Below are 18,858 nucleotides of genomic sequence, written 5' to 3' on the forward strand. Positions count from 1 at the left end.
CCTGGACGCCCGTGGATGGCGAGTTTCGACGGCGGTTTCGCCGGGGATTTAATACTCCCAGGGACGGAGGATCCACGCAATGCGCCGTGCGCTCGCGCTCGCGCTCGCACTCTGCTGTGTCCTCGCGCCGGTCGCGCTCGGGGCTCCGGCCTCGCGGCCGACGGACGGAGCACCCGTCGGCTCGGCCGCACCGCAGCCGGCGACCGACACGACCTCGTTCCTCCGGGCCTCGTCCGGCTCGATCGAGACCGCGGCGCACCGGGATGCCGCGATCGACGTGTCGGGGACGCTCGCGATCGAGACCACGCGCCTCGACGGGCGGTTCCGACGGCAGGTCCTCGACGAGCGGTTCTCGGCCACCGACTCCGTGGCGGCTCGCCGCGAGCGGATCGAGGCGGTCGCCACCCGCATCGACGCGCGGATCGCGACGCTCACCGAGCGCCAGGCCACGACGGTCACGGCGTACAACAACGGTTCGCTGTCCGGCCACGAGTTCCTCCGCGATCTCGCCCGCATCGACGCCACGGCCGCCCGGATCGAGGCGTCGGTCGGTCGTCTCGCCGAGCTCGCGGACCAGTCGTCGATCGCGGGCCTGCCGGCGGACAGCTGGGCGCGGAACCGGGCGCTCCGCCTCGATCCGCTCCGTGGTCCGGTCCGCACGCGTATCGCCAGTGCGCTCCGGGGCGAGAACACGGTTCCCGTCGACGACGACCTCCCCTCCGGCGTCGCCGCGGTCGGCACGGCCCGCGAGGAGCGTCTCGCGCCGCTGCTGGTGTACGTCGAGACGACGCCCGACGGGGTCGTGCTCGCGACCGTCGACGACGAACAGTACTACCGCGAGGCGTACCTGCCTGGCGAGCGAAACGCCACCGGGGACGGCGTCGGCAACGCTACCGACGTGCGCGACCGGCGCGCGGCGCTGTACCCGTGGGCCGAGAACAACTCCGAGTTCAAGAGTCAACGCACCGTCCAGCGTGCGGGCATCTCGCGCTTCCGGTTCTCGCACGATCACGGCCGACTCACGGCGTATCTCGATCAGGATTCGGGCGAGGTGTTCGCCGAACACCAGCGAAAGACCCTCTCGCGACTGCCGACGGCAGCGCCGGTGAACACCAGCGACGAAAGTCGACGGCTCGTCGTCAACCGCACCCACCCGTCCGGCCCGATGGAAGTCTCGCTCACTTCCGAGAGCGGCACACCGCTCGACGGCACCGTCAGAATCGGCAACCGCTCGATCGGCGACACCGGCCGTGACGGTCGGCTGTGGACGGTCGCCCCGCGCGGGAACGTCACGATCACCGCGCGCGTGAACGGTTCGACCATGCGGATCGAGACGAGCGCCGCCGTGGCGAACCGGACGAGACTCGCCACCCCCGTATCGCCGTAGCCACCTACACGGGCGAATATTGAAGTACGAAACCGTGACCACCGCGTGGCGTGTCACGCCGTGCAGTCGCCCCGGTGGTCGGCGTCGTCCTCATGCTCGCCGTCATGGTTGCCCTCGCCGGCGTCGTCGGGGTCGGCGGGCAGACGGAGGACGTGCCGACGGCCACGATCACTGCCGAATCCAAAGACGATAGAAATGAGATATTTCTCACACACCGAAGCGGCAATACGCTCGATGTGACTCAACTCACCGTCCGAATCTTCGTCGACGGAAAACCACTCGAACACCAACCTGACGTTCCGTTTTTTAGTGAAACGGGGTTCGTGCATGGAACGACGGGGCCGTTTCATCCGGACAATGACCACCAGTGGACCGCCGGTGAAACTGCCCGTTTCGAAATCGCCAGTACGACGAACTCACCACAACCGAAAGCGGGGTCACGTGTGACTGTAAAAATCTACACCAACGGAACGGTGGTTGCGACGGCGCGAGTGTAGTAGTGCTGTCGCTGATCGGGAACCCGTCCGAAGTCGCGGAGCGGTGGCGCGCGGGAGCGCGCTTCGCGCGCGACTCGTGCGAGGGATGAGTGAGCGACCGTGGGGAGCGAGCGAATCAGCTGGGGAGGGTGTGGCTTGCGGTCTCTCGTTTGCGTCGGGAGAAGGACGGACGAATCAGCACCGAGGTCGTCATCTCCAATCAATGAGTCATAACGACACTCGACTGATCCACCTACTCGGGAGCGTGAGCGATCGTCGTGATCGCCCGCGGGCTGCCGGGTCGCGCCTGCTGGATGTGGTGTTCGAACCGTTCGAACCCGGCGGCGTCGAACATCCGGTCGGCCTCCTCTTCGTCGTAAAACAGCATGATCGCGTCGGCGACCCGTTCGAACACCGAGGAATCCGGCGCGTCGGGGCCGACCACGAGCACGCCGCCGCCGGGCGCGACCACCCGGCGGAACTCACGAAGAGCGGCGACCGGGTCGGGCCAGTACTCGATCGAGCCCGACGACCAGACCGCGTCGAAGGCGTCGTCGGCGAAGGGAAGCCGCTCGGCGTCGCCACGGTAGAACCGTATCTGGTCGGTCTTCCCGAACTTCGCCCACGCGCGTTCGAGCTGGTGACGGCTCTGATCGAGCCCGTGGACTCGCTCCGTGCGTTCGAGCAGCCCCTCCGTGGCGAAGCCCGTGCCACAGCCCACGTCGAGCACCCGGTCGTCCGCCTGAGGGTCGAGCAGCTCGATCGCTTCGGTCCGCATCGCCTCGTTCCAGACGAACGGATTGATCCCGTCGTAGACCCGCGAGAGGTACTTGTAGAACACCTGCGCCCGCGACTTGTTTTCGAGCACTCCCATTGTCGCCGGATTCGGCCGCTGTCGGCATAACTCTGGGGATGTTCTTCGATAAATCCGTCCGAGAACGACCGTGAAGCGACGAGACGACGAATCCCGAAGCAAACGAGACACCGCAAGCCACACCCTCCCCAGCCGATTCGCTCGGTCACTCCGTTCCCTCGCTCATCCCTCGCACGAGTCGCGCCTCCGGCGCTCCCGCGCGCCACCACTAGGCGTTGGAAGCGCGCGGTGTCGACGGTCGAACTCTCGATACGCCACCGACCGCCGGCGGTATTCGCAACTACCAAATAGGCGCTCGCACAAGGGCCGTCCAGACAACAACATGGCGAGGCCAGAGGTTCTCGACCGAATCCAGGCGGCCGAGCGCGAGGCCGAGGAGATCGTCGAATCCGCCGAGAACGACCGTGAGGAGCGCATCGCCGAGGCCGAGCGCGAGGCCGAGGAGATCCGCGAGTCCGCCCGTGAAGAGGCCAACGAACTCGAATCCGAGCGCCTCGATGCGGCGCGCGAGGAGATCGAGGCCGAGCGCGAGGCGATCCTCGAATCGGGTGCACAAGAGCGCGAACAGCTCGAATCGCGCGCGAGGGAGAACGTCGACGACGTGGCCGACTACGTCGTCGAGGAGTTCATCGAGGAAGTGCATGCTTAGGCCAGAGCGGATGAGCCGGGTGTCGATCACGGGCGCAAAGCGCGTGCTCGACGACGTGATCGAGACCACCCACGATCTCAACCTGCTCCACGTGACCGACTACGACGGCGCGTGGGAGGGGTTCGAGCCGGGTGACCCGATCGCCGGCGCGGACGAGGCCGCCGAACGCCTCGTCACCGTGCGCTCGCTCGAATCGATCCTCGACATCGAGGATCGCGACGCACCGAGCGGGGGCGTCGACACCGACGACCTCGCCGACCGACTCGAACGCGTCCGCGGGGCGGTCAACGACTACGACGATCGACGCGGCGACCTCCGCGACGAACGCCGTGCACTCGACGAGCGCGCCGACGCGATGGCCCCGCTCTCGACGCTCGGGATCGACCTCGACCTCCTCTCCGGCTACGACTCGCTCGAAACCAGCGTCGGCGAGGGCGACGAGCGAGCGGTCAGGGACGCACTCGACGCCGCCGACGACGTCGATCGCTACGAGACGTTCGCCGAGGACGGCGTTATCGCGGTGTTCGCCCACCCGACGTCGGGATCGAGCGACGTACTCGAAGACACCCTGGTCGGCGCGGAGTTCGCGGCGATCGAGGTCCCCGACGCCGAGCAGAGCCCCGCAGCGTACCTCGACGGCCTCGACGAGCGCCGTGCGGAGCTCGATCGCGAGATCGAGTCCGTCGAGGCCGACCTCGACGACCTCCGCGCCGAACACGGCGACTTCCTGCTCGCAGCCGAGGAACGGCTGACCATCGAGGTCGAGAAGCGCGAGATCCCGCTCGCCTTTGCAACCACGAAGAACGCGTTCGTGGCCGAGGGCTGGCTGCCGACCGAGGGATTCGTCGACCTCGCGGAGGCGCTCGAAGCCAGCGTCGGCGAGCACTGCGAGGTCGAGGAGCTCGAACGTGCCGCCTACGACAGCAGCGGCCAGGTCGCCGACCGCGAACCGACCGGCCCGACCGAACCCGGTGTGGGCGACCCCGAAACCGCCGCGGACGGCAGTGGGAACGCCGACGAGCAGTCGAGCGGGCTCCAGTCACTGGACGACGACGGCGACTCGGACGAGAGCCGGCTCGAAGCGGATGGGGGTGAGCACGCCGAAGGCGTGCGATCCTCGTCGGTCGAGCGAAGCGAGTCCGACGGCGGTGAGCGCGAGCGCAGCGAGCGCGAGTCTCGTCGGGGCGCGGAGCGGTCCGACGGCGGGACCGAAACCAGAATGGCCGACGGTGAGCCGCCGGTGGTCCAGGAGAACCCGCGCGGCGTGCGGCCGTTCGAACTCCTGACGAAGGCGGTCGGCCGACCGTCGTACGCCGAGTTCGATCCGACGATCATCCTGTTCCTGACGTTCCCGCTGATGTTCGGGTTCATGATCGGCGACGTCGGCTACGGGCTGATCTACACCGGGATCGGCTACTGGGTGTACTCCAGCTTCGACTCCGATACGTTCCAGCGGTTCGGCGCGGTCGCGCTCGCGGCCGGCATCTCGACGACCGTGTTCGGCGTGCTCTACGGCGAGATCTTCGGACTCCATCTGGTTTCGGCGTACCTCTGGGAGGGCGTCGTCGGCCTCTCGCACGCGCCGATCGAGAAGGGACTCTCGCCCGCGACCAGCTACTGGGCCCGGACGTGGTTCGTCGTCACCGCGCTGTTCGGGATCCTCCATCTCAATCTCGCGTGGATCTTCGAGTTCATCGAGGAGTACAGCTTCCACGGGTTCGCCGACGCGCTGAAGGAGACCGGCTCGTGGCTGCTGGCGCTGAATGGGCTCTGGCTGTTCATCTTCAGCCGGCTGTTCGACGGCTCGAAGCCCGATCTCCTCTTCGAGGTGTTCAGCAGCGGTGACGTGGCGGCGTTCGAGCTCGGCTTCACCGGCTTCCCGGCGTGGGTCGGGATCGTCGGCGGCGTTGCGTTCTTCGCCGGTCTCGGGCTGTTGGCCGTCGGTCCAACCCACGAGCTCGTCGAGGCGCACCAGGTGCTCGCACACGTGCTATCCTACCTCCGGATCGCCGCCGTGTTGCTGGCGAAAGCGGGGATGGCCTTCGCGGTCAACCTGCTCGTGCTCGGGGTGTACGTCACCGAGGGCGAGTACCACTTCATCTACGATCCCCACCACATCCCGGCGGATGCGGAGCTGCTCGGTGCGCTCGGGACGGGACTGATCCACGGCGGGCCGGTGTCGATCCTGCTCGCCGTCGCCGTCCTGCTGGTGGGCCACCTCGTCGTCCTCCTGCTCGGGATCACCTCGGCGGGGATCCAGTCGATCCGGCTGGAGTACTTCGAGTTCTTCTCGAAGTTCTACGAGGGCAGCGGGGCCGCCTACGAGCCGTTCGGGTACGCCCGTCGGTTCACCGCCGACGAGTAACTCGATCCGCCGAACCGACGAGTCGTTTCACCGATCGTTTCAACCATCGGACAGCCACAGGCCACGGATCCAGCGCGTCTCTCGACCGATTTAGGAAGTTTTATGGCCGCTTCGGGGCCAACTCACGCCCGTCGGAAGACCAAGCCAAACGGAATCTCAACCAATGCTCGAACTCATTCCAGCACTGACGGAACTCGTACTGCAGCAGGGTGGTCCTGCGATCGGCAACCAGGGTATGGCGGCGCTCGCGGTCGGGCTCGGTGCGCTCGGGACCGGCCTCGCCCAGCGATCGATCGGTGCGGCGGCGGTCGGTGCCGTCGCCGAGGACGACGACATGTTCGTCCAGGCGCTGATCTTCACCGCCCTGCCGGAGACGCTCATCATCATCGCGTTCGTCACCCTCTTCATCGCAACGTAACCTCTCGCCTTTTCACCCACAATGAGTCTCGATACGGTTGCGGAGGACATCAAAGACGACGCGAGGGACCGGGCCGAACGCATCCGGAACGAGGCCGACGAGCGCGCCGAGGCGATCGTCGCCGAGGCCGAGGCCGACGCCGAGGAGATCCGCGCCGAGCGCGAGCGCGAGATCGAACGGCGGATCGAACAGGAGCGCGAGCAGAAACTCTCCAGTGCGAAGCTGGAGGCCAAACAGAAACGTCTCGAAGGTCGCCGCATCGTCCTCGAAGAGACGCGCGAGGAAGCGGAGTCCCGCGTCGCCGGCCTCTCCGGCGAGCGACGCGAGGAACTCACGCGCGAGCTCCTCGACGACGCCGCCGACGAGTTCGCGGCCGGCAACACGGTGCGGATCTCGGGGCGGGCCGACGACGCCGACCTGCTCGAATCGCTCGTCGCGGAGTACGACGGGTTCGAGTACGCCGGCGAGGTCGAGTGTCTCGGCGGCGTGGTCGCCGAGAGCGACGCCTCGCGGGTGCGGGTGAACAACACGTTCGACTCGGTGCTCGATGGCGTCTGGGAGGATCGCCTCCAGGAAATCAGCACGCGACTGTTCGAGCAATGAGCGTTCGATCGGGCTCGGGCGAGTCGAACTACGAGTACGTCATCGCACGCGTCCGCTCGCGCCGGTCGCGGCTGTTCGACGAGGACGACTACCGGAAGCTGATCCGGATGGGGCCGAGCGAGATCGCGCGGTTCATGGAGGAGAGCGAGTACGAGGAGGAGATGAACGCGCTCGGAAGCCGGCACTCCGGCGTGGATCTCATCGAGAACGCGCTCCACCGCAACCTCGCGAACCATTTCGACGACCTCCTCCGGTTCGCCGACGGGACGCTCTACGACTACATCGCGCGCTACCTCCGGCAGTTCGACGCGTGGAACATCAAGACCGTGCTTCGGGGGCTGTACTCGGAGGCCGACCGCGAGGCGATCGAGGTCGACCTGATCAGGGCCGGCGAGTTCAGCGACGAACGCATCGATCGACTGCTGGGGGCTGGCTCGATCGAGGAGGTCGTCACGCTGCTCGACGACACCCTGTTCGGCGAGCCGCTCGCGAACGCCTACGGGGAGTACGAGGAGCGCTCGCTGCTCGTCCCGCTCGAAAACGCGGTCGATCGGGCGTTCTACGAGGCGCTCACTGATGGGCTGCCGAACGAGCCGGATCGGGCGACTCAGCTGTACGTCGATTTCCTCGAAAGCGAGATCGACTTCCGGAACGTCCGGAACGCGCTCCGGCTCTCGCGGAGCGGTGCGGAGATGGATCCCGCCGAGTACTACATCTCGGGCGGGCGGCTGTTCGACGCGGACGAGATCAGCCAGCTCGTCACCAACACCGACGAGCTGGTCGCGCGGCTGCGCGAGAGCCCCTACGGCGACGACCTCGACGCCGCACTCAGCGAACTCGACACCGCCGAGAGCCTGCGTGGGTTCGAGCGCGCGCTCGACGCCGCTCTTCTGGAGTACTCCCACGGTCTCTCGAACCGGCACCCGCTGTCGGTCTGTCCGGTGTTCGCGTTCGTGCTCGCGAAGATGCGCGAGATCGAGAACGTCCGGGCGATCGCCCGGGGCAAGGAGGCGGGGCTCGATCCCGAAACCATCGAGGACGAACTGGTGATCCTATGACCGACAGGCCGAAACCGACGGGGACCGACTACCCCACAGTGAGCCAGCCATGAGCCAGGAGATCGCGGTCGTCGGGAGTCAGGAGTTCACGACGGGCTTTCGGCTCGCGGGCGTCCGGAAGTTCGAGAACGTGCCCGACGACGAGAAGGACGCATCGCTCGACGGCGCGGTCGAGCGGGTGTTCGCGGACGACGACGTCGGGATCGTGGTGATGGCCGAGGCGGACATGGAGCATCTCTCGCGCGACGTGCGACAGGACGCCGAAGGCAGCATCGAGCCCACGCTGGTGACGCTCGGCGGCGAGGGGGCCGGCAGCGGCGGGCTGCGGGGACAGATCAAACGCGCCATCGGCATCGACTTGATGGACGACGACTAACAACTATGAGTCAAGCAACGGAGACACAGGTCACGGAGGACGGTACGATCGCGAGCGTGAGCGGCCCCGTCGTGGTCGCCACGGACCTCGGAGCCCGGATGAACGACGTGGTGTACGTCGGCGACGAAGGGCTGATGGGCGAGGTCATCGAGATCGAGGGCAATCGGACGACGATCCAGGTGTACGAGGAGACCTCGAACGTCGCGCCTGGCGAACCCGTCGCGAACACCGGGGAGCCGCTCTCGGTGGATCTCGGGCCCGGCATGCTCTACTCGATCTACGACGGCGTTCAGCGCCCGCTGGACGTGCTCGAAGATCAGATGGGTGCGTTCCTCGACCGCGGTGTGGACGCGCCGGGGATCGACCTCGAAGCGGAATGGGAGTTCACGCCCACCGTCGAGGAGGGCGACGAGATCGGGGCCGGCGACGTCGTCGGCACAGTACCCGAAACCGAGAGCATCGAACACCGGGTGCTGGTTCCGCCGAACTACGAGGGTGGCGAGGTCACGCAAATCGAGGAGGGCGAGTTCACCGTCGAGGAACCAGTGGTGGAGATCGACTCCGGCGAGGAGGTCACGATGCACCAGGAGTGGCCGGTGCGCGAGGCCCGTCCTACCGTGGACAAGGAGACGCCGACCACGCCCTTGGTCACTGGTCAGCGCGTGCAGGACGGACTCTTCCCGCTCGCGAAGGGCGGGACGGCGGCGATCCCCGGACCCTTCGGGAGCGGGAAGACGGTCACCCAGCAGAGCCTCGCGAAGTTCGCCGACGCCGACATCGTGGTGTACATCGGCTGTGGTGAACGGGGCAACGAGATGACCGAGGTGATCGACGACTTCCCCGAACTCGAAGACCCCAATACGGGGAAGCCGCTGATGAGCCGCACGTGCTTGATCGCCAACACCTCGAACATGCCGGTGGCGGCGCGGGAATCCTGTGTGTACACGGGCATCACCATCGCGGAGTACTACCGCGACATGGGGTACGACGTGGCGCTGATGGCCGATTCCACGTCGCGATGGGCCGAGGCGATGCGGGAGATTTCGAGCCGGCTGGAGGAGATGCCTGGCGAGGAGGGCTACCCCGCCTACCTCGCGGCGCGTCTCTCCGAGTTCTACGAGCGCGCGGGCTACTTCCAGAACATCAACGGCTCGGAAGGCTCGATCTCGGTCGTCGGCGCGGTCAGCCCACCGGGCGGGGACTTCTCCGAGCCGGTGACCCAGAACACTCTCCGGATCGTGAAGACGTTCTGGGCGCTCGACAACGACCTCGCCGAACGCCGGCACTTCCCCGCGATCAACTGGGACGAGTCGTACTCGCTGTATCGCGACCAGCTCGACCCGTGGTTCGAGGAGAACGTCGCGAGCGACTGGCCGGACGTCCGCCAGTGGGCGATCGACACGCTGGACGAGGAGAGCGAGCTCCAGGAGATCGTCCAGCTGGTCGGCGAGGACGCGCTGCCCGACGACCAGCAGCTCACCCTCGAGATCGCGCGCTACCTCCGTGAGGCCTTCCTCCAGCAGAACGCGCTCGACGACGTCGACGCGTACTGCTCGCCGGAGAAGACCTACCTCATCATGGGCGCGATCAAGACCTACAACGACGAGGCGTTCGCGGCGCTCGACGCCGGCGTGCCGGTCGAGGAGATCACCGATATCGACGCCGCACCGCGGCTGAATCGGATCGGCACGACCGCCGAGTACGAGGAGTTCATCGACGACGTCGAGGACAGCATCGAGAGCCAGCTCCGAGAGAAATACTAGACTACTACAGCCATGAAAGAATATCAAACGATCGAGGAGATCAGCGGGCCGCTGGTGTTCGTCGAGATCGACGAACCGGTGGGGTACGACGAGATCGTCGAGATCGAACTGCCGAACGGCGACCAGAAGCGCGGCCAGGTGCTCGAGTCGAGCGAGGAGTTCGCCTCGATCCAGGTGTTCGAGGGGACCGGCAGCATCAATCGTGATGCCTCGGTCCGGTTCCTCGGCGAGACGATGAAGATGCCCGTCACCGAGGACCTCCTCGGCAGAGTCCTGGACGGCTCGGGCCGCCCGATCGACGACGGTCCCGAGATCGTGCCCGACGAGCGTCAGGACATCGTGGGCGCGGCGATCAACCCCACGGCGCGGGAGTACCCCGAGGAGTTCATCCAGACTGGCGTGTCGGCGATCGACGGGATGAACACGCTCGTGCGAGGTCAGAAGCTCCCGATCTTCTCCGGGTCGGGGCTGCCACACAACGACCTCGCGCTCCAGATCGCGCGCCAGGCGTCGGTGCCCGAGGAGGAGGCAGACGCCGGCGACGAAGCCGACGACACCGACGTCGAGACCGCGTCGGACGAGGGCTCGGAGTTCGCGGTGGTGTTCGCGGCGATGGGGATCACCGCCGAGGAGTCGAACGAGTTCCTCGCGGACTTCGAGCGCACGGGCGCGCTCGAACGCTCGGTGGTCTTTGCGAACCTCGCCGACGACCCGGCGGTCGAACGCCAGATCACCCCGCGACTCGCGCTCACCACGGCGGAGTACCTCGCGTTCGAGAAGGGGTATCACGTGCTGGTGATCCTCACCGACATGACCAACTACTGTGAGGCGCTGCGCCAGATCGGCGCGGCGCGCGAGGAGGTGCCCGGCCGGCGTGGGTATCCCGGGTACATGTACACCGACCTCGCCCAGCTCTACGAGCGCGCGGGCCGGATCAAGGGCCGCGAGGGGTCGGTGACCCAGATCCCGATCCTGACGATGCCGGGCGACGACGACACCCACCCGATCCCCGACCTGACCGGCTACATCACCGAGGGCCAGATCATGATGGATCGGGACCTCAACAGTCAGGGTGTGCAGCCGCCGGTCAACGTCCTCCCCAGCCTCTCGCGGCTGATGGACGACGGGATCGGTGAGGGCCTCACGCGAGCGGACCACGGCGACGTTTCGGACCAGCTCTACGCGGCCTACGCGGAGGGTGAGGACCTGCGGGATCTCGTGAACATCGTGGGTCGGGAGGCGCTCTCCGAGCGGGACAACCTGTACCTCGACCTCGCCGACCGGTTCGAGAACGAGTTCGTCGACCAGGGCTTCGACACCAACCGCGAGATCGAGGAGACCCTCGACATCGGCTGGGAGCTGCTATCGACCCTGCCCAAGACGGAGCTCAACCGGATCGACGAGGACCTCATCGAGGAGCACTACCGCGAGGACGTCGCGACCGAGGCCGGCGACGAAAGCGCGGCGGACGAAGAGAGCGAGGAGCAGACCGCGGAGGCCGAGGCTTAAGAGCCTCGCCCCGTTAAGAGAACGAAATGGCCACCGACGTCAAGCCCACGCGGAAGAACCTGATGGCGATCGAGGACCGCATCGAGCTCTCCGAGCGCGGTCACGACACGCTCGAACAGAAACGCGACGGGCTGATCATGGAGTTCATGGACATCCTCGACCAGGCCCAGGACGTGCGTTCGGGCCTCTCGGAGGACTACGAGGACGCCCAGGAGGCCATCGACATCGCGCGCGCGATGGACGGCGACCTCGAAGTTCGCGGGGCGGCGGCGGCGCTCGAAACCCACCCCGAGATCACGCTCCAGTCGCACAACATCATGGGCGTGGTCGTCCCGCAGATCGAGTCCTCGAAGGTCAAGAAGGACCTCGGAGAGCGCGGCTACGGCGTGATGGGCACGAGTGCCCGGATCGACGAGGCCGCCGACGCCTACGAGGACCTGATCGAGTCGATCATCCTCGCGGCCGAGGTCGAGACCGCGATGAAGAAGATGCTCCACGAGATCGAGACCACCAAGCGCCGGGTCAACGCCCTCGAGTTCAAGCTCCTGCCCGAACTCAAGGAGAACCAGGAGTACATCGAGCAGAAGCTCGAAGAGCAGGAGCGCGAGGAGATCTTCCGGATGAAGAAGATCAAAGACAAGAAGGAGGAAGACGAGCGCGAGGCCCGCGAGACGGCCGAAACCGAAGCCAACGAACGGCCCGAGGGCGAAGTCGCGGTGACCTCTGACTGACCACCTCCACTTTTTTACTTCGTCGGATGTCCTCGCGCGCCGGAGGCGCGCTGCGGGCACCACTCACTTCTCACGGGCGGCGCGAGGCGGCTTCGCCGCCTCGAACTCGCGGCGCGTAGCGCCGCGCATGGCCCGTTCGCATGGTCAGCGAGACGGCTCCGCCGTCTCGCTCGACTCGCAAAACCCTGTCTCCGTGAGCGAAGCGAACGGAGGCTCGGAAGGCGAGCGAAGCGAGTCTTCCGGTGGACGAAAAACACCCGCTCGCTCGGCTTCGCCTCGCTCGCGGTGGGATTGCTGGCACTTTTCGCGACCGCAACCACACCGCCATCACTGGCCGACTTTTTCACTATCGCCGTCCTTTCTCATGCATGGACTGTCCCGACTGCAACAGCGAGGTCGTCGCGTTCGCGGTCCCCGACGACTGCCGCGAGTTCGTGCCTGGCGACGAAACGGGGGTCGCGCTGTGTACGCACTGCCTCGCGCTCCATCCGGCTCCGACAGCGGACTCGGAAGCCGGCACGAACTCGGAGGCCGATTTCACTGCCGTGAGTCCCGACTTCCCGACGAACGAGGCAGCGGTGCCGATGGCGCTCGCGGTCGGGTTGCTCGACTCGCTCGCGGTCTATCGATCTGAGGCCGAAGCGCTGCTCGAACGGGTCGAGCGCGCCGGTGCGGACCCACTACTGGTTCTCGATCGTCTCGCCGCCGATCCCGACCTCGATCCGGGGGTGGACCTCGATCGTCGTCGTCGACAGCTCGAAAGCGTCCGCGAGTGAAGTGGGCGTAGCGAGCGCTGATCGGAACCCGGACCGAATCAGGGCTGCTTGACGGCCGAGGCGATCCGCTGGACGAGCGACTGGGTCGTGCGCGGATCGTCGGTCACCTCGTACTCGCGTTCGAGGCTCCCGTCGGTCCCCGCACTCAGGATACGGAGGTCGTCGCGCTCGGCGAGGGAGGCCACCGACGTCGCGACCGAGCCGAGCGTGGTGATCATCACGGGCCGTGCGTCGAGATCGCTTGCGACGTCGCGGAGTTCGGCAGCGTCCCTCTGATCGGGGCGCTCGTGGACCGCCGCCACGATCCGGCTGTCGAGGAGTTCGTCCTCGGCGAAGACGTGGACCGGATGCTCGGTGCCGGAATCGCCCTGGACCGTGATGTTCGCGGTCGCGTCGAACCCGCGTTCGGTCAACATCTCGACCAGCGACTCGCGGGCCGCGAGCTGGGTTTCGACCCACCGTCGACCGGTGTCGGTGAGGCTGTACCGACACAGCACGCGCTCTCTGCCCTCGCTCGGCACGTAGATGTCCGTACACTCCCGACACCGGAGGCCGTGCTCGGGCTGCTCGAAGTACGAGTCACAGTCCTGGCAGACGTGGCGGGTGCCGCGCTCGACGTTTTCGAGCGAGTCGTCGAGCGTTGCCTCGCAACCGGGACAGACGAACCCGCCCGCACTCGCCTCGAACTCCGTCCGCGGCGCGATGTGGCCACACTCCAGATGCTCGAACAGCTCCGTCTCGATCGTGTAGGCGGAGCCACAGCCCGGACACGCCGAGGTGTACTGCATCCCCTCCGCGCCGCAGCCGGGACAGACGTACACCTTCTCCTCGAAGGTCTTGCCGAGGATGTCGCGGTTGGCCAGCGATTCGAGCGCCTCGAAGGCGGTCGGGTCCTCCTCGTGGAGCTCCCGGGCCGCCTCCGGATAGCTGACCGCACCGGTATCGGGGTCGATCGTGGGTTCGTACTCCGGGGTCGAACCGTCAGCGAGCGCCGTGAGAGCGGTGAGTTTGCCGGGCGAAACCATGGGTTCGTTACGTACTCCCTCCACGCGGGCGGTTATATAGTTTGCTTCGCCCTGCCGACGGTTTCAACGGGCCGAACCGACTGCCGGCGTCCGGTTTCGGACGAACTGCGTCAGACACCTGTCGAGTATCGGAGTATTCCGGCGATCCCGCCGAACGCGTTCAGGAGCTGCTCGCCCTTCTCGAAGTCCTCGGAGATGAACTTGGTTTCCGTGCCGCGGTTGTCGGCGATCGTCATCAGGTGTTCGATCGCGTCCTCGCGCTCGATCGCCTCCGCCTCGGCTCCACACTCGTCGCACGCGTGCTCCGGCGTGTCGCTCCGTCGATCGACGAGCTCGCGCTCGGTGTGGCCGTCCGGACACTCGTAGGTCACGACGTCGTCGCGGAGTTCCTCGGAGATGAGCAGCCGGTCGACCGACCCGAGCACGAGGTTCTCCCTCGTGGGCCCGAACCCGTAGGTCGCGAGGTCGCCGCCGTGGAGTTCGGAAAAGAACTCCTCCATCTCGGCTTTGTCCTGCATCACCGCCTGGTCGGCGAGCGCGTCGCCCGCCGAATCCACGAGATCCGAGAGGCCCGACTCGTCGGTGTACGCCACGTCGAACTTCCCGATCACCTTCTCGCCCAGCTCGTGGTGGAGGTAATCGCCGTCGAGGAACTCGTCCTTCGTCGGTGAGGGCCCACCCACCAGGACGCCGTCGATCTCGTGGCGCTCGGGCACCATCAGGTCGTTCGCCATCCCCGCGACCTCCTGGTAGAAGTTGTCGATCGCCTCCAGTCGCAGGCGGGCGAACCGCTGGGCGGACTGGCCACCCTTTCGCTGCTTGCCGGGGACCAGCGACGATGCGGACTTGACGGGTTCGACCCGCTTGCCCCGCAGCCAGCCCACGTTCGCCTCGCGCCGATCGAGGACGACCAGTCCGAACAGTCCCTGATCGGCGAACATCTGTTCCAGAGGCTCGGTCACGAACTCCGAGGAACACCGGTACAGCGAGGACTGGATGGGTTGTGGCGGATCCTCCAGCACTCGGGTGACCATGTCGGTCCGGCCACCACCGGTGTCGATCGCGCCGCTGAACACCGCCATCCCGTTCTCGGGTGGGGTGTCGTAGTACCGGAGGCGGTCCTTGATCGACTTCAGCGCGTCCTGGACGTTGGTCCGGGTCTGTTTCGACTTGATGTTCGACGCCTCGGAGTACTCCTCGTTGACGTGCGCGACGATGTCGCTGATCATCTCGCCCGGCGTGACGTAGATGGAGACGAGCTGCGTTCCTGATCCCTCGTACTCCTTCAGATCCTCGATGACCTTCCGGAACTCGTACTTCTTCCGGTCGGACTGTTCGGCTTCCTGGGCACTCATTGCGTGATAATACCGCCTTCCGGGGTAAGTACCCTTTGGCAATCGGTCAGTCCGCCGCTATCCGTCGATCGTGGTGCGAACGCTCTACTGGTTCGGCGACAACCCTGTATCCATGAACGAACCCGAGAGCACTCTCGTCGAGTACGCGGACTACAGTTGTCCGTTCTGTTATCTCACCCATCGATCTCTCGAACAGTATCGACGGACGCGGGACGACGCGCTCGCCGTCGATTGGCGACCGTTCGATCTCCGGAACGGGAAACGCGGGCCGGATGGGGAGATCGACGACGAGGCCGATATCGGGTATCCGTCCGAGGTCGAACAGCGCATCGGACAACTGCGAACGAAGTTCGATGCAAACGAGATGCTTTCTCTCGACGAGGTTCCCAAAGTAGATTCCCTCAACGCACAAGTGGTCTCAAGGTACGTCAGGAACGAGTATCCCAACCAGTGGGCCGAGGTCAACGCCGCGATATTCGACGCTCTGTGGGAGGACGGCCGCGACATCAGCGACGACGGAGTTCTGGCCGAAATCGCAGCGGGTGCTGGCGTGGACCGCGACGAGATCCACGACACCATCGCGGACGACGAACGTCGCAGCCAGCTTTTCGAGCGGTTCGAGAAAGCGCGACGTGACGGCGTCACCGATGTCCCGACGTTCATTGTCGACGGCCGGACGACGACGGGCGTCCTCTCTCCCGAAGAGATCGAACGGTTCGTGTCGGAGTCGTAGCTCGTCGAGGCGTTACACGGGGCCGGACGAGCGCTCGGCCTTCTCGAATGGATCAACGAGGTCGTTCGCGCTGACTCGTCCTTCGGGAGTTCACATCGACTCGGGTGCAGCCACCCCGAGGAGCGCGAGCGCGTTCGCCACCGTCGTCCTGGCGGCGGCGACGAGCGCGAGCCGCGCTGTGCGGGTTTCGCCCTCCGCGTCGAGCACGGGACACTCGCGGTAGAAGGCGTTGAACTGCTCGGCGAACTTCCTGGTGTAGGTGGCGATCACGTGCGGGGCGAGTTCGTCGGCCGCGTTCTCGACGACCGCCGGGAATCGCGCGATCACATCGAGTAGCGCGCGCTCTTCGGGCGTCGTGAGCGTGCTCGCATCCACGCCATCGAGAGCCGGAACCCCCTCGGCCTCGTCCAAAATTCCACACGTCCGGGCGTGGACGTACTGGACGTAGGGGGCCGACTGGGCCTCGAAGTCCAGCGCGCGATCCCACTCGAAGGTGATCGCCTTCGTGGGCTGCTTGGAGACGATGTCGTATCGGACCGCGCCGAGCCCCACTTGACGGGCGATCCGTTCGACGTCGTCCTCGGTGAGGTCGTCGTCGCGAATCCGACTTTCGAGCCGGGATTCGACCTCCTCGCGCGCGCGGTCGATCGACTCGTCGAGCAGGTCGTCGAGGTCGACGCCGGTGCCCGCGCGGGTGCTCATGCCGCCCTCCGGAAGGTTGACCCACGAGTAGTACACGGATTCGAGCTGATCGGTGTCGTTGCCGAGCAGGTCGAGCGCCCCCCGGAGCTGCTCGGCCTGGAGCTTGTGGTCCTCGCCGAGCACCGTGACCGCGCGATCGAAGTTCGCGAACTTCCACTCGTGGTGGGCGAGATCGCGGGTGGTGTAGAGGCTCGTTCCATCGGAACGGAGGAAGACGAGCTTCTTCTCGAAGTTCGGGAGGTCGAGCTGCCACGCATCCTCCTCGTAGACCGCGTTCTCGGTGTCCTGGAGCCGGTCGACGATCTCGTCCATCGAGCCGTCGCGCATGAACCGCGTCTCGCGGACGAACTCGTCGTACGTCACGGGCAGGCGTTCGAGCGACGCACTCATCCCGTCAAGCATCGGCTCGACGACCTCGTTCACCCGCTCGAAGGTCGTCTCGTCGCCGTCTTCCAATCCTTGGAGGATGGCCCGGATCTCGTCCTCGGCAGCCTCGCGCTCCGCCTCCGGAGCGCTTTCGAGGAATTCGTTGCCCTTCCGGTAGTAGCGCACGAGGTCGTAGTCCGCACGAGGGCGCTCCGGTTCGGGAAGATCGGCCTCGTCGAACGTCTCGTAGGCCCACGTGAACACTGCCATCTGGCGGCCGGCGTCGTTGACGTAGTAGTGGCGGGTGACGTCGTAGCCAGCGAAATCGAGGACGTTCGCGATCGCGTCGCCGATGATGGGGTTGCGTGCCCGGCCGACGTGCACGGGGCCAGTCGGGTTCGCGCTGGTGTGTTCGACCACGACCGATTCGTCCTTCGGATCGAGTCGGCCGTACCCCTCCTCACCGGCGGCCGCGAGCGTGTCGTCGTAGTAGGCTTCGGTGGGGTGGAAGTTGACGTACGGCCCCGCGAGAGAGACCCGATCGAGATAGTCGTAGCCCGTCGTGTCGAGCGCGTCGGCGACCTCCTCGGCTATCTGGGGCGGGGGTGCGCCGCGCTCGGCGGCCAGGCGGAAGGCCACACTGGAGGCGAGCGCGGCGTCGACGTTCTCGGGTGGGTCCTCGATGCCGAGGTCAGCAGTCGACACGTCGAGCGCCGAGAGCGCGTCGGAGAGCGCCGCGGCGACGTCGTCGCGAAGTGAGAGGAACATACTCGCCGTTTTCCGGCGGCCGACATAGGACTGTTGGGTTCGTACAGCCCGAGCCCGATACCGTCGGCTTCGAGCCGACGGGTTTACCCACCGCACGCTCGATCTCTCGATACACTCGCTTCTCCGCCGGCTCCACACCGTAACGATTTCGTGACGCGTAACGCGTTCGGTACGCTTATGCGGGACGGGCCCTGACCCTGAAGTATGTCGACGGCAACCGAGCGTGCGGTCGGGAACGACGAGCGCGCGGCGCTGAAGCTGCTCGCGCTCCGCGGCGCGCTCGACGGCGAGATCAAGGTCTCGTGTGCGAACCTCGCGACCGCTCTCGACGCCTCGAACCAGACCGCCTCCCGCCGGCTCCAGCGCCTCGACGACGCCGACCTCCTCACGCGCGAGACCGTCGGCGACGGCCAGTGGGTCGCGGTCACGCCGGCGGGTGAGCGCGAGCTCCGCGAGGCGTACGCCGCCTACCGCCGCATCTTCGAGGAGGACCTCGCGGTCGAACTCGTGGGGAGCGTCACGGGAGGGATGGGCGAGGGTCGCCACTACATCACGCTGCCCGGATACGCCGAACAGTTCGTGGAGCGACTCGGTTACGAGCCGTTTCCCGGGACGCTGAACGTCGATCTCACCGACGAGAGCATCCGATCGCGGACGGCGCTCGCCGGGATCCAGCCGGTAGAGATCGACGGCTGGGAGGACGACGAGCGCACCTACGGCCCCGCCGTCTGCTATCCGGCGACCGTCGAGACTGCGGACGGGGCGTACGACTCCGTCCACGCCATTGCGCCCGAGCGCACCCACCACGACGACGATCAACTGGAGGTGATCGCCCCCGACAAGCTCCGTGAGGAACTCGAACTCGACGACGGCGATCGCGTGACCGTCCGGATCGAGGGCAAAGCGTGACCTCGTGGACGACCG

General features: G+C 66.5%; 18 protein-coding genes. 14 read left to right on the forward strand and 4 right to left on the reverse strand.

Translation table 11 applies throughout. The features are described 5' to 3' along the window. The first annotated feature begins 79 nt into the window (after positions 1-79). The gene (locus tag TX76_RS09105) at positions 80-1,387 is read left to right on the forward strand and encodes a DUF7096 domain-containing protein (RefSeq protein ID WP_049901806.1); all 1,308 of its coding nucleotides are present in this window, start codon (positions 80-82) and stop codon (positions 1,385-1,387) included. A gap of 50 nt (positions 1,388-1,437) precedes the next feature. Beyond that, the gene (locus TX76_RS17065) at positions 1,438-1,884 is read left to right on the forward strand and encodes a type IV pilin (RefSeq protein ID WP_079890791.1); all 447 of its coding nucleotides are present in this window, start codon (positions 1,438-1,440) and stop codon (positions 1,882-1,884) included. Between the two features lie 232 nt (positions 1,885-2,116). Here TX76_RS17065 and TX76_RS09115 read toward each other — a convergent pair whose 3' ends face one another. Then, the gene (locus TX76_RS09115) at positions 2,117-2,737 is read right to left on the reverse strand and encodes a methyltransferase domain-containing protein (RefSeq protein WP_049901810.1); all 621 of its coding nucleotides are present in this window, start codon (positions 2,735-2,737) and stop codon (positions 2,117-2,119) included. 322 nt (positions 2,738-3,059) lie between these two features. Between TX76_RS09115 and ahaH the strand changes: the two genes are divergently transcribed. The 10 genes from ahaH to TX76_RS09165 all read left to right on the forward strand — a co-directional run bounded on the left by ahaH (position 3,060) and on the right by TX76_RS09165 (position 12,985). Then, the gene (gene ahaH / locus TX76_RS09120; protein WP_049901813.1) at positions 3,060-3,386 is read left to right on the forward strand and encodes an ATP synthase archaeal subunit H; all 327 of its coding nucleotides are present in this window, start codon (positions 3,060-3,062) and stop codon (positions 3,384-3,386) included. Next, positions 3,379-5,751, forward strand: coding sequence for a V-type ATP synthase subunit I (locus TX76_RS09125; RefSeq protein ID WP_079890792.1), 2,373 nt, complete (start codon positions 3,379-3,381; stop codon positions 5,749-5,751). The genes ahaH and TX76_RS09125 overlap by 8 nt, the downstream gene beginning before the upstream one ends. Positions 5,752-5,914: 163 nt before the next feature. Further along, positions 5,915-6,169: an ATP synthase subunit K gene (locus tag TX76_RS09130; protein ID WP_049901818.1), complete on the forward strand. Its 255-nt coding sequence runs from the start codon at positions 5,915-5,917 to the stop codon at positions 6,167-6,169. Between the two features lie 21 nt (positions 6,170-6,190). After that, complete coding sequence (locus TX76_RS09135) at positions 6,191-6,772, forward strand: V-type ATP synthase subunit E (RefSeq protein WP_049901820.1); 582 nt, start codon at positions 6,191-6,193, stop codon at positions 6,770-6,772. After that, positions 6,769-7,830 (forward strand): V-type ATP synthase subunit C, encoded by a 1,062-nt coding sequence (locus TX76_RS09140; RefSeq protein WP_049901823.1) that lies wholly within the window; start codon positions 6,769-6,771, stop codon positions 7,828-7,830. The genes TX76_RS09135 and TX76_RS09140 overlap by 4 nt, the downstream gene beginning before the upstream one ends. Positions 7,831-7,879: 49 nt before the next feature. Beyond that, positions 7,880-8,206 (forward strand): V-type ATP synthase subunit F, encoded by a 327-nt coding sequence (locus TX76_RS09145; RefSeq protein ID WP_049901824.1) that lies wholly within the window; start codon positions 7,880-7,882, stop codon positions 8,204-8,206. A 5-nt stretch (positions 8,207-8,211) separates the two neighbouring features. Beyond that, the gene (locus TX76_RS09150) at positions 8,212-9,969 is read left to right on the forward strand and encodes an ATP synthase subunit A (RefSeq protein WP_049901827.1); all 1,758 of its coding nucleotides are present in this window, start codon (positions 8,212-8,214) and stop codon (positions 9,967-9,969) included. A gap of 12 nt (positions 9,970-9,981) precedes the next feature. Then, entirely contained in the window at positions 9,982-11,478 is a 1,497-nt protein-coding gene (locus tag TX76_RS09155; RefSeq protein WP_049901829.1) for a V-type ATP synthase subunit B, read from the forward strand. A 26-nt stretch (positions 11,479-11,504) separates the two neighbouring features. Then, a complete protein-coding gene (locus tag TX76_RS09160) occupies positions 11,505-12,209 on the forward strand; it encodes a V-type ATP synthase subunit D (RefSeq protein WP_049901831.1) in 705 nt (234 codons plus the stop codon). A 368-nt stretch (positions 12,210-12,577) separates the two neighbouring features. After that, entirely contained in the window at positions 12,578-12,985 is a 408-nt protein-coding gene (locus tag TX76_RS09165; RefSeq protein ID WP_049901834.1) for a DUF6276 family protein, read from the forward strand. 38 nt (positions 12,986-13,023) lie between these two features. Here TX76_RS09165 and TX76_RS09170 read toward each other — a convergent pair whose 3' ends face one another. Together TX76_RS09170 and prf1 are read right to left on the reverse strand one after the other, a co-directional pair. Next, a complete protein-coding gene (locus TX76_RS09170; RefSeq protein ID WP_049901836.1) occupies positions 13,024-14,010 on the reverse strand; it encodes a TackOD1 domain-containing metal-binding protein in 987 nt (328 codons plus the stop codon). Positions 14,011-14,120: 110 nt separating this feature from the next. After that, positions 14,121-15,365, reverse strand: coding sequence for a peptide chain release factor aRF-1 (gene prf1 / locus TX76_RS09175; RefSeq protein ID WP_049901837.1), 1,245 nt, complete (start codon positions 15,363-15,365; stop codon positions 14,121-14,123). 112 nt (positions 15,366-15,477) lie between these two features. On the opposite strand from prf1, the gene TX76_RS09180 reads away from it, so the two are divergent. Then, complete coding sequence (locus TX76_RS09180) at positions 15,478-16,098, forward strand: DsbA family oxidoreductase (RefSeq protein ID WP_049901889.1); 621 nt, start codon at positions 15,478-15,480, stop codon at positions 16,096-16,098. 90 nt (positions 16,099-16,188) lie between these two features. Here the strand turns inward: TX76_RS09180 and argS are convergent, their stop codons facing one another. Continuing rightward, entirely contained in the window at positions 16,189-17,934 is a 1,746-nt protein-coding gene (gene argS / locus TX76_RS09185) for an arginine--tRNA ligase (RefSeq protein ID WP_049901839.1), read from the reverse strand. A gap of 204 nt (positions 17,935-18,138) precedes the next feature. Here argS and TX76_RS09190 point away from each other — a divergent pair, with 204 nt between their 5' ends. Continuing rightward, positions 18,139-18,843 carry a DUF120 domain-containing protein gene (locus tag TX76_RS09190; RefSeq protein WP_049901841.1) on the forward strand — a complete coding sequence of 235 codons (705 nt, stop codon included), beginning with the start codon at positions 18,139-18,141 and terminating at the stop codon, positions 18,841-18,843. Positions 18,844-18,858: the final 15 nt, after the last annotated feature.

The organism is Halococcus agarilyticus, from assembly GCF_000334895.1.
GTDB lineage: Archaea > Halobacteriota > Halobacteria > Halobacteriales > Halococcaceae > Halococcus > Halococcus agarilyticus.

Bases quoted from the DNA above. Each gene is read 5' to 3' on its own strand.
- TX76_RS09165 (WP_049901834.1), top strand. From the start codon at position 12,578: ATGGACTGTCCCGACTGCAACAGCGAGGTCGTCGCGTTCGCGGTCCCC.
- TX76_RS09170 (WP_049901836.1), bottom strand. From the start codon at position 14,010: ATGGTTTCGCCCGGCAAACTCACCGCTCTCACGGCGCTCGCTGACGGT.
- TX76_RS09105 (WP_049901806.1), top strand. From the start codon at position 80: ATGCGCCGTGCGCTCGCGCTCGCGCTCGCACTCTGCTGTGTCCTCGCG.
- TX76_RS09155 (WP_049901829.1), top strand. From the start codon at position 9,982: ATGAAAGAATATCAAACGATCGAGGAGATCAGCGGGCCGCTGGTGTTC.
- TX76_RS09115 (WP_049901810.1), bottom strand. From the start codon at position 2,737: ATGGGAGTGCTCGAAAACAAGTCGCGGGCGCAGGTGTTCTACAAGTAC.
- TX76_RS09160 (WP_049901831.1), top strand. From the start codon at position 11,505: ATGGCCACCGACGTCAAGCCCACGCGGAAGAACCTGATGGCGATCGAG.
- TX76_RS09130 (WP_049901818.1), top strand. From the start codon at position 5,915: ATGCTCGAACTCATTCCAGCACTGACGGAACTCGTACTGCAGCAGGGT.
- TX76_RS09180 (WP_049901889.1), top strand. From the start codon at position 15,478: ATGAACGAACCCGAGAGCACTCTCGTCGAGTACGCGGACTACAGTTGT.
- TX76_RS09140 (WP_049901823.1), top strand. From the start codon at position 6,769: ATGAGCGTTCGATCGGGCTCGGGCGAGTCGAACTACGAGTACGTCATC.
- TX76_RS09145 (WP_049901824.1), top strand. From the start codon at position 7,880: ATGAGCCAGGAGATCGCGGTCGTCGGGAGTCAGGAGTTCACGACGGGC.
- TX76_RS09190 (WP_049901841.1), top strand. From the start codon at position 18,139: ATGTCGACGGCAACCGAGCGTGCGGTCGGGAACGACGAGCGCGCGGCG.
- TX76_RS09135 (WP_049901820.1), top strand. From the start codon at position 6,191: ATGAGTCTCGATACGGTTGCGGAGGACATCAAAGACGACGCGAGGGAC.
- prf1 (WP_049901837.1), bottom strand. From the start codon at position 15,365: ATGAGTGCCCAGGAAGCCGAACAGTCCGACCGGAAGAAGTACGAGTTC.
- TX76_RS09150 (WP_049901827.1), top strand. From the start codon at position 8,212: ATGAGTCAAGCAACGGAGACACAGGTCACGGAGGACGGTACGATCGCG.
- argS (WP_049901839.1), bottom strand. From the start codon at position 17,934: ATGTTCCTCTCACTTCGCGACGACGTCGCCGCGGCGCTCTCCGACGCG.
- TX76_RS09125 (WP_079890792.1), top strand. From the start codon at position 3,379: ATGCTTAGGCCAGAGCGGATGAGCCGGGTGTCGATCACGGGCGCAAAG.
- ahaH (WP_049901813.1), top strand. From the start codon at position 3,060: ATGGCGAGGCCAGAGGTTCTCGACCGAATCCAGGCGGCCGAGCGCGAG.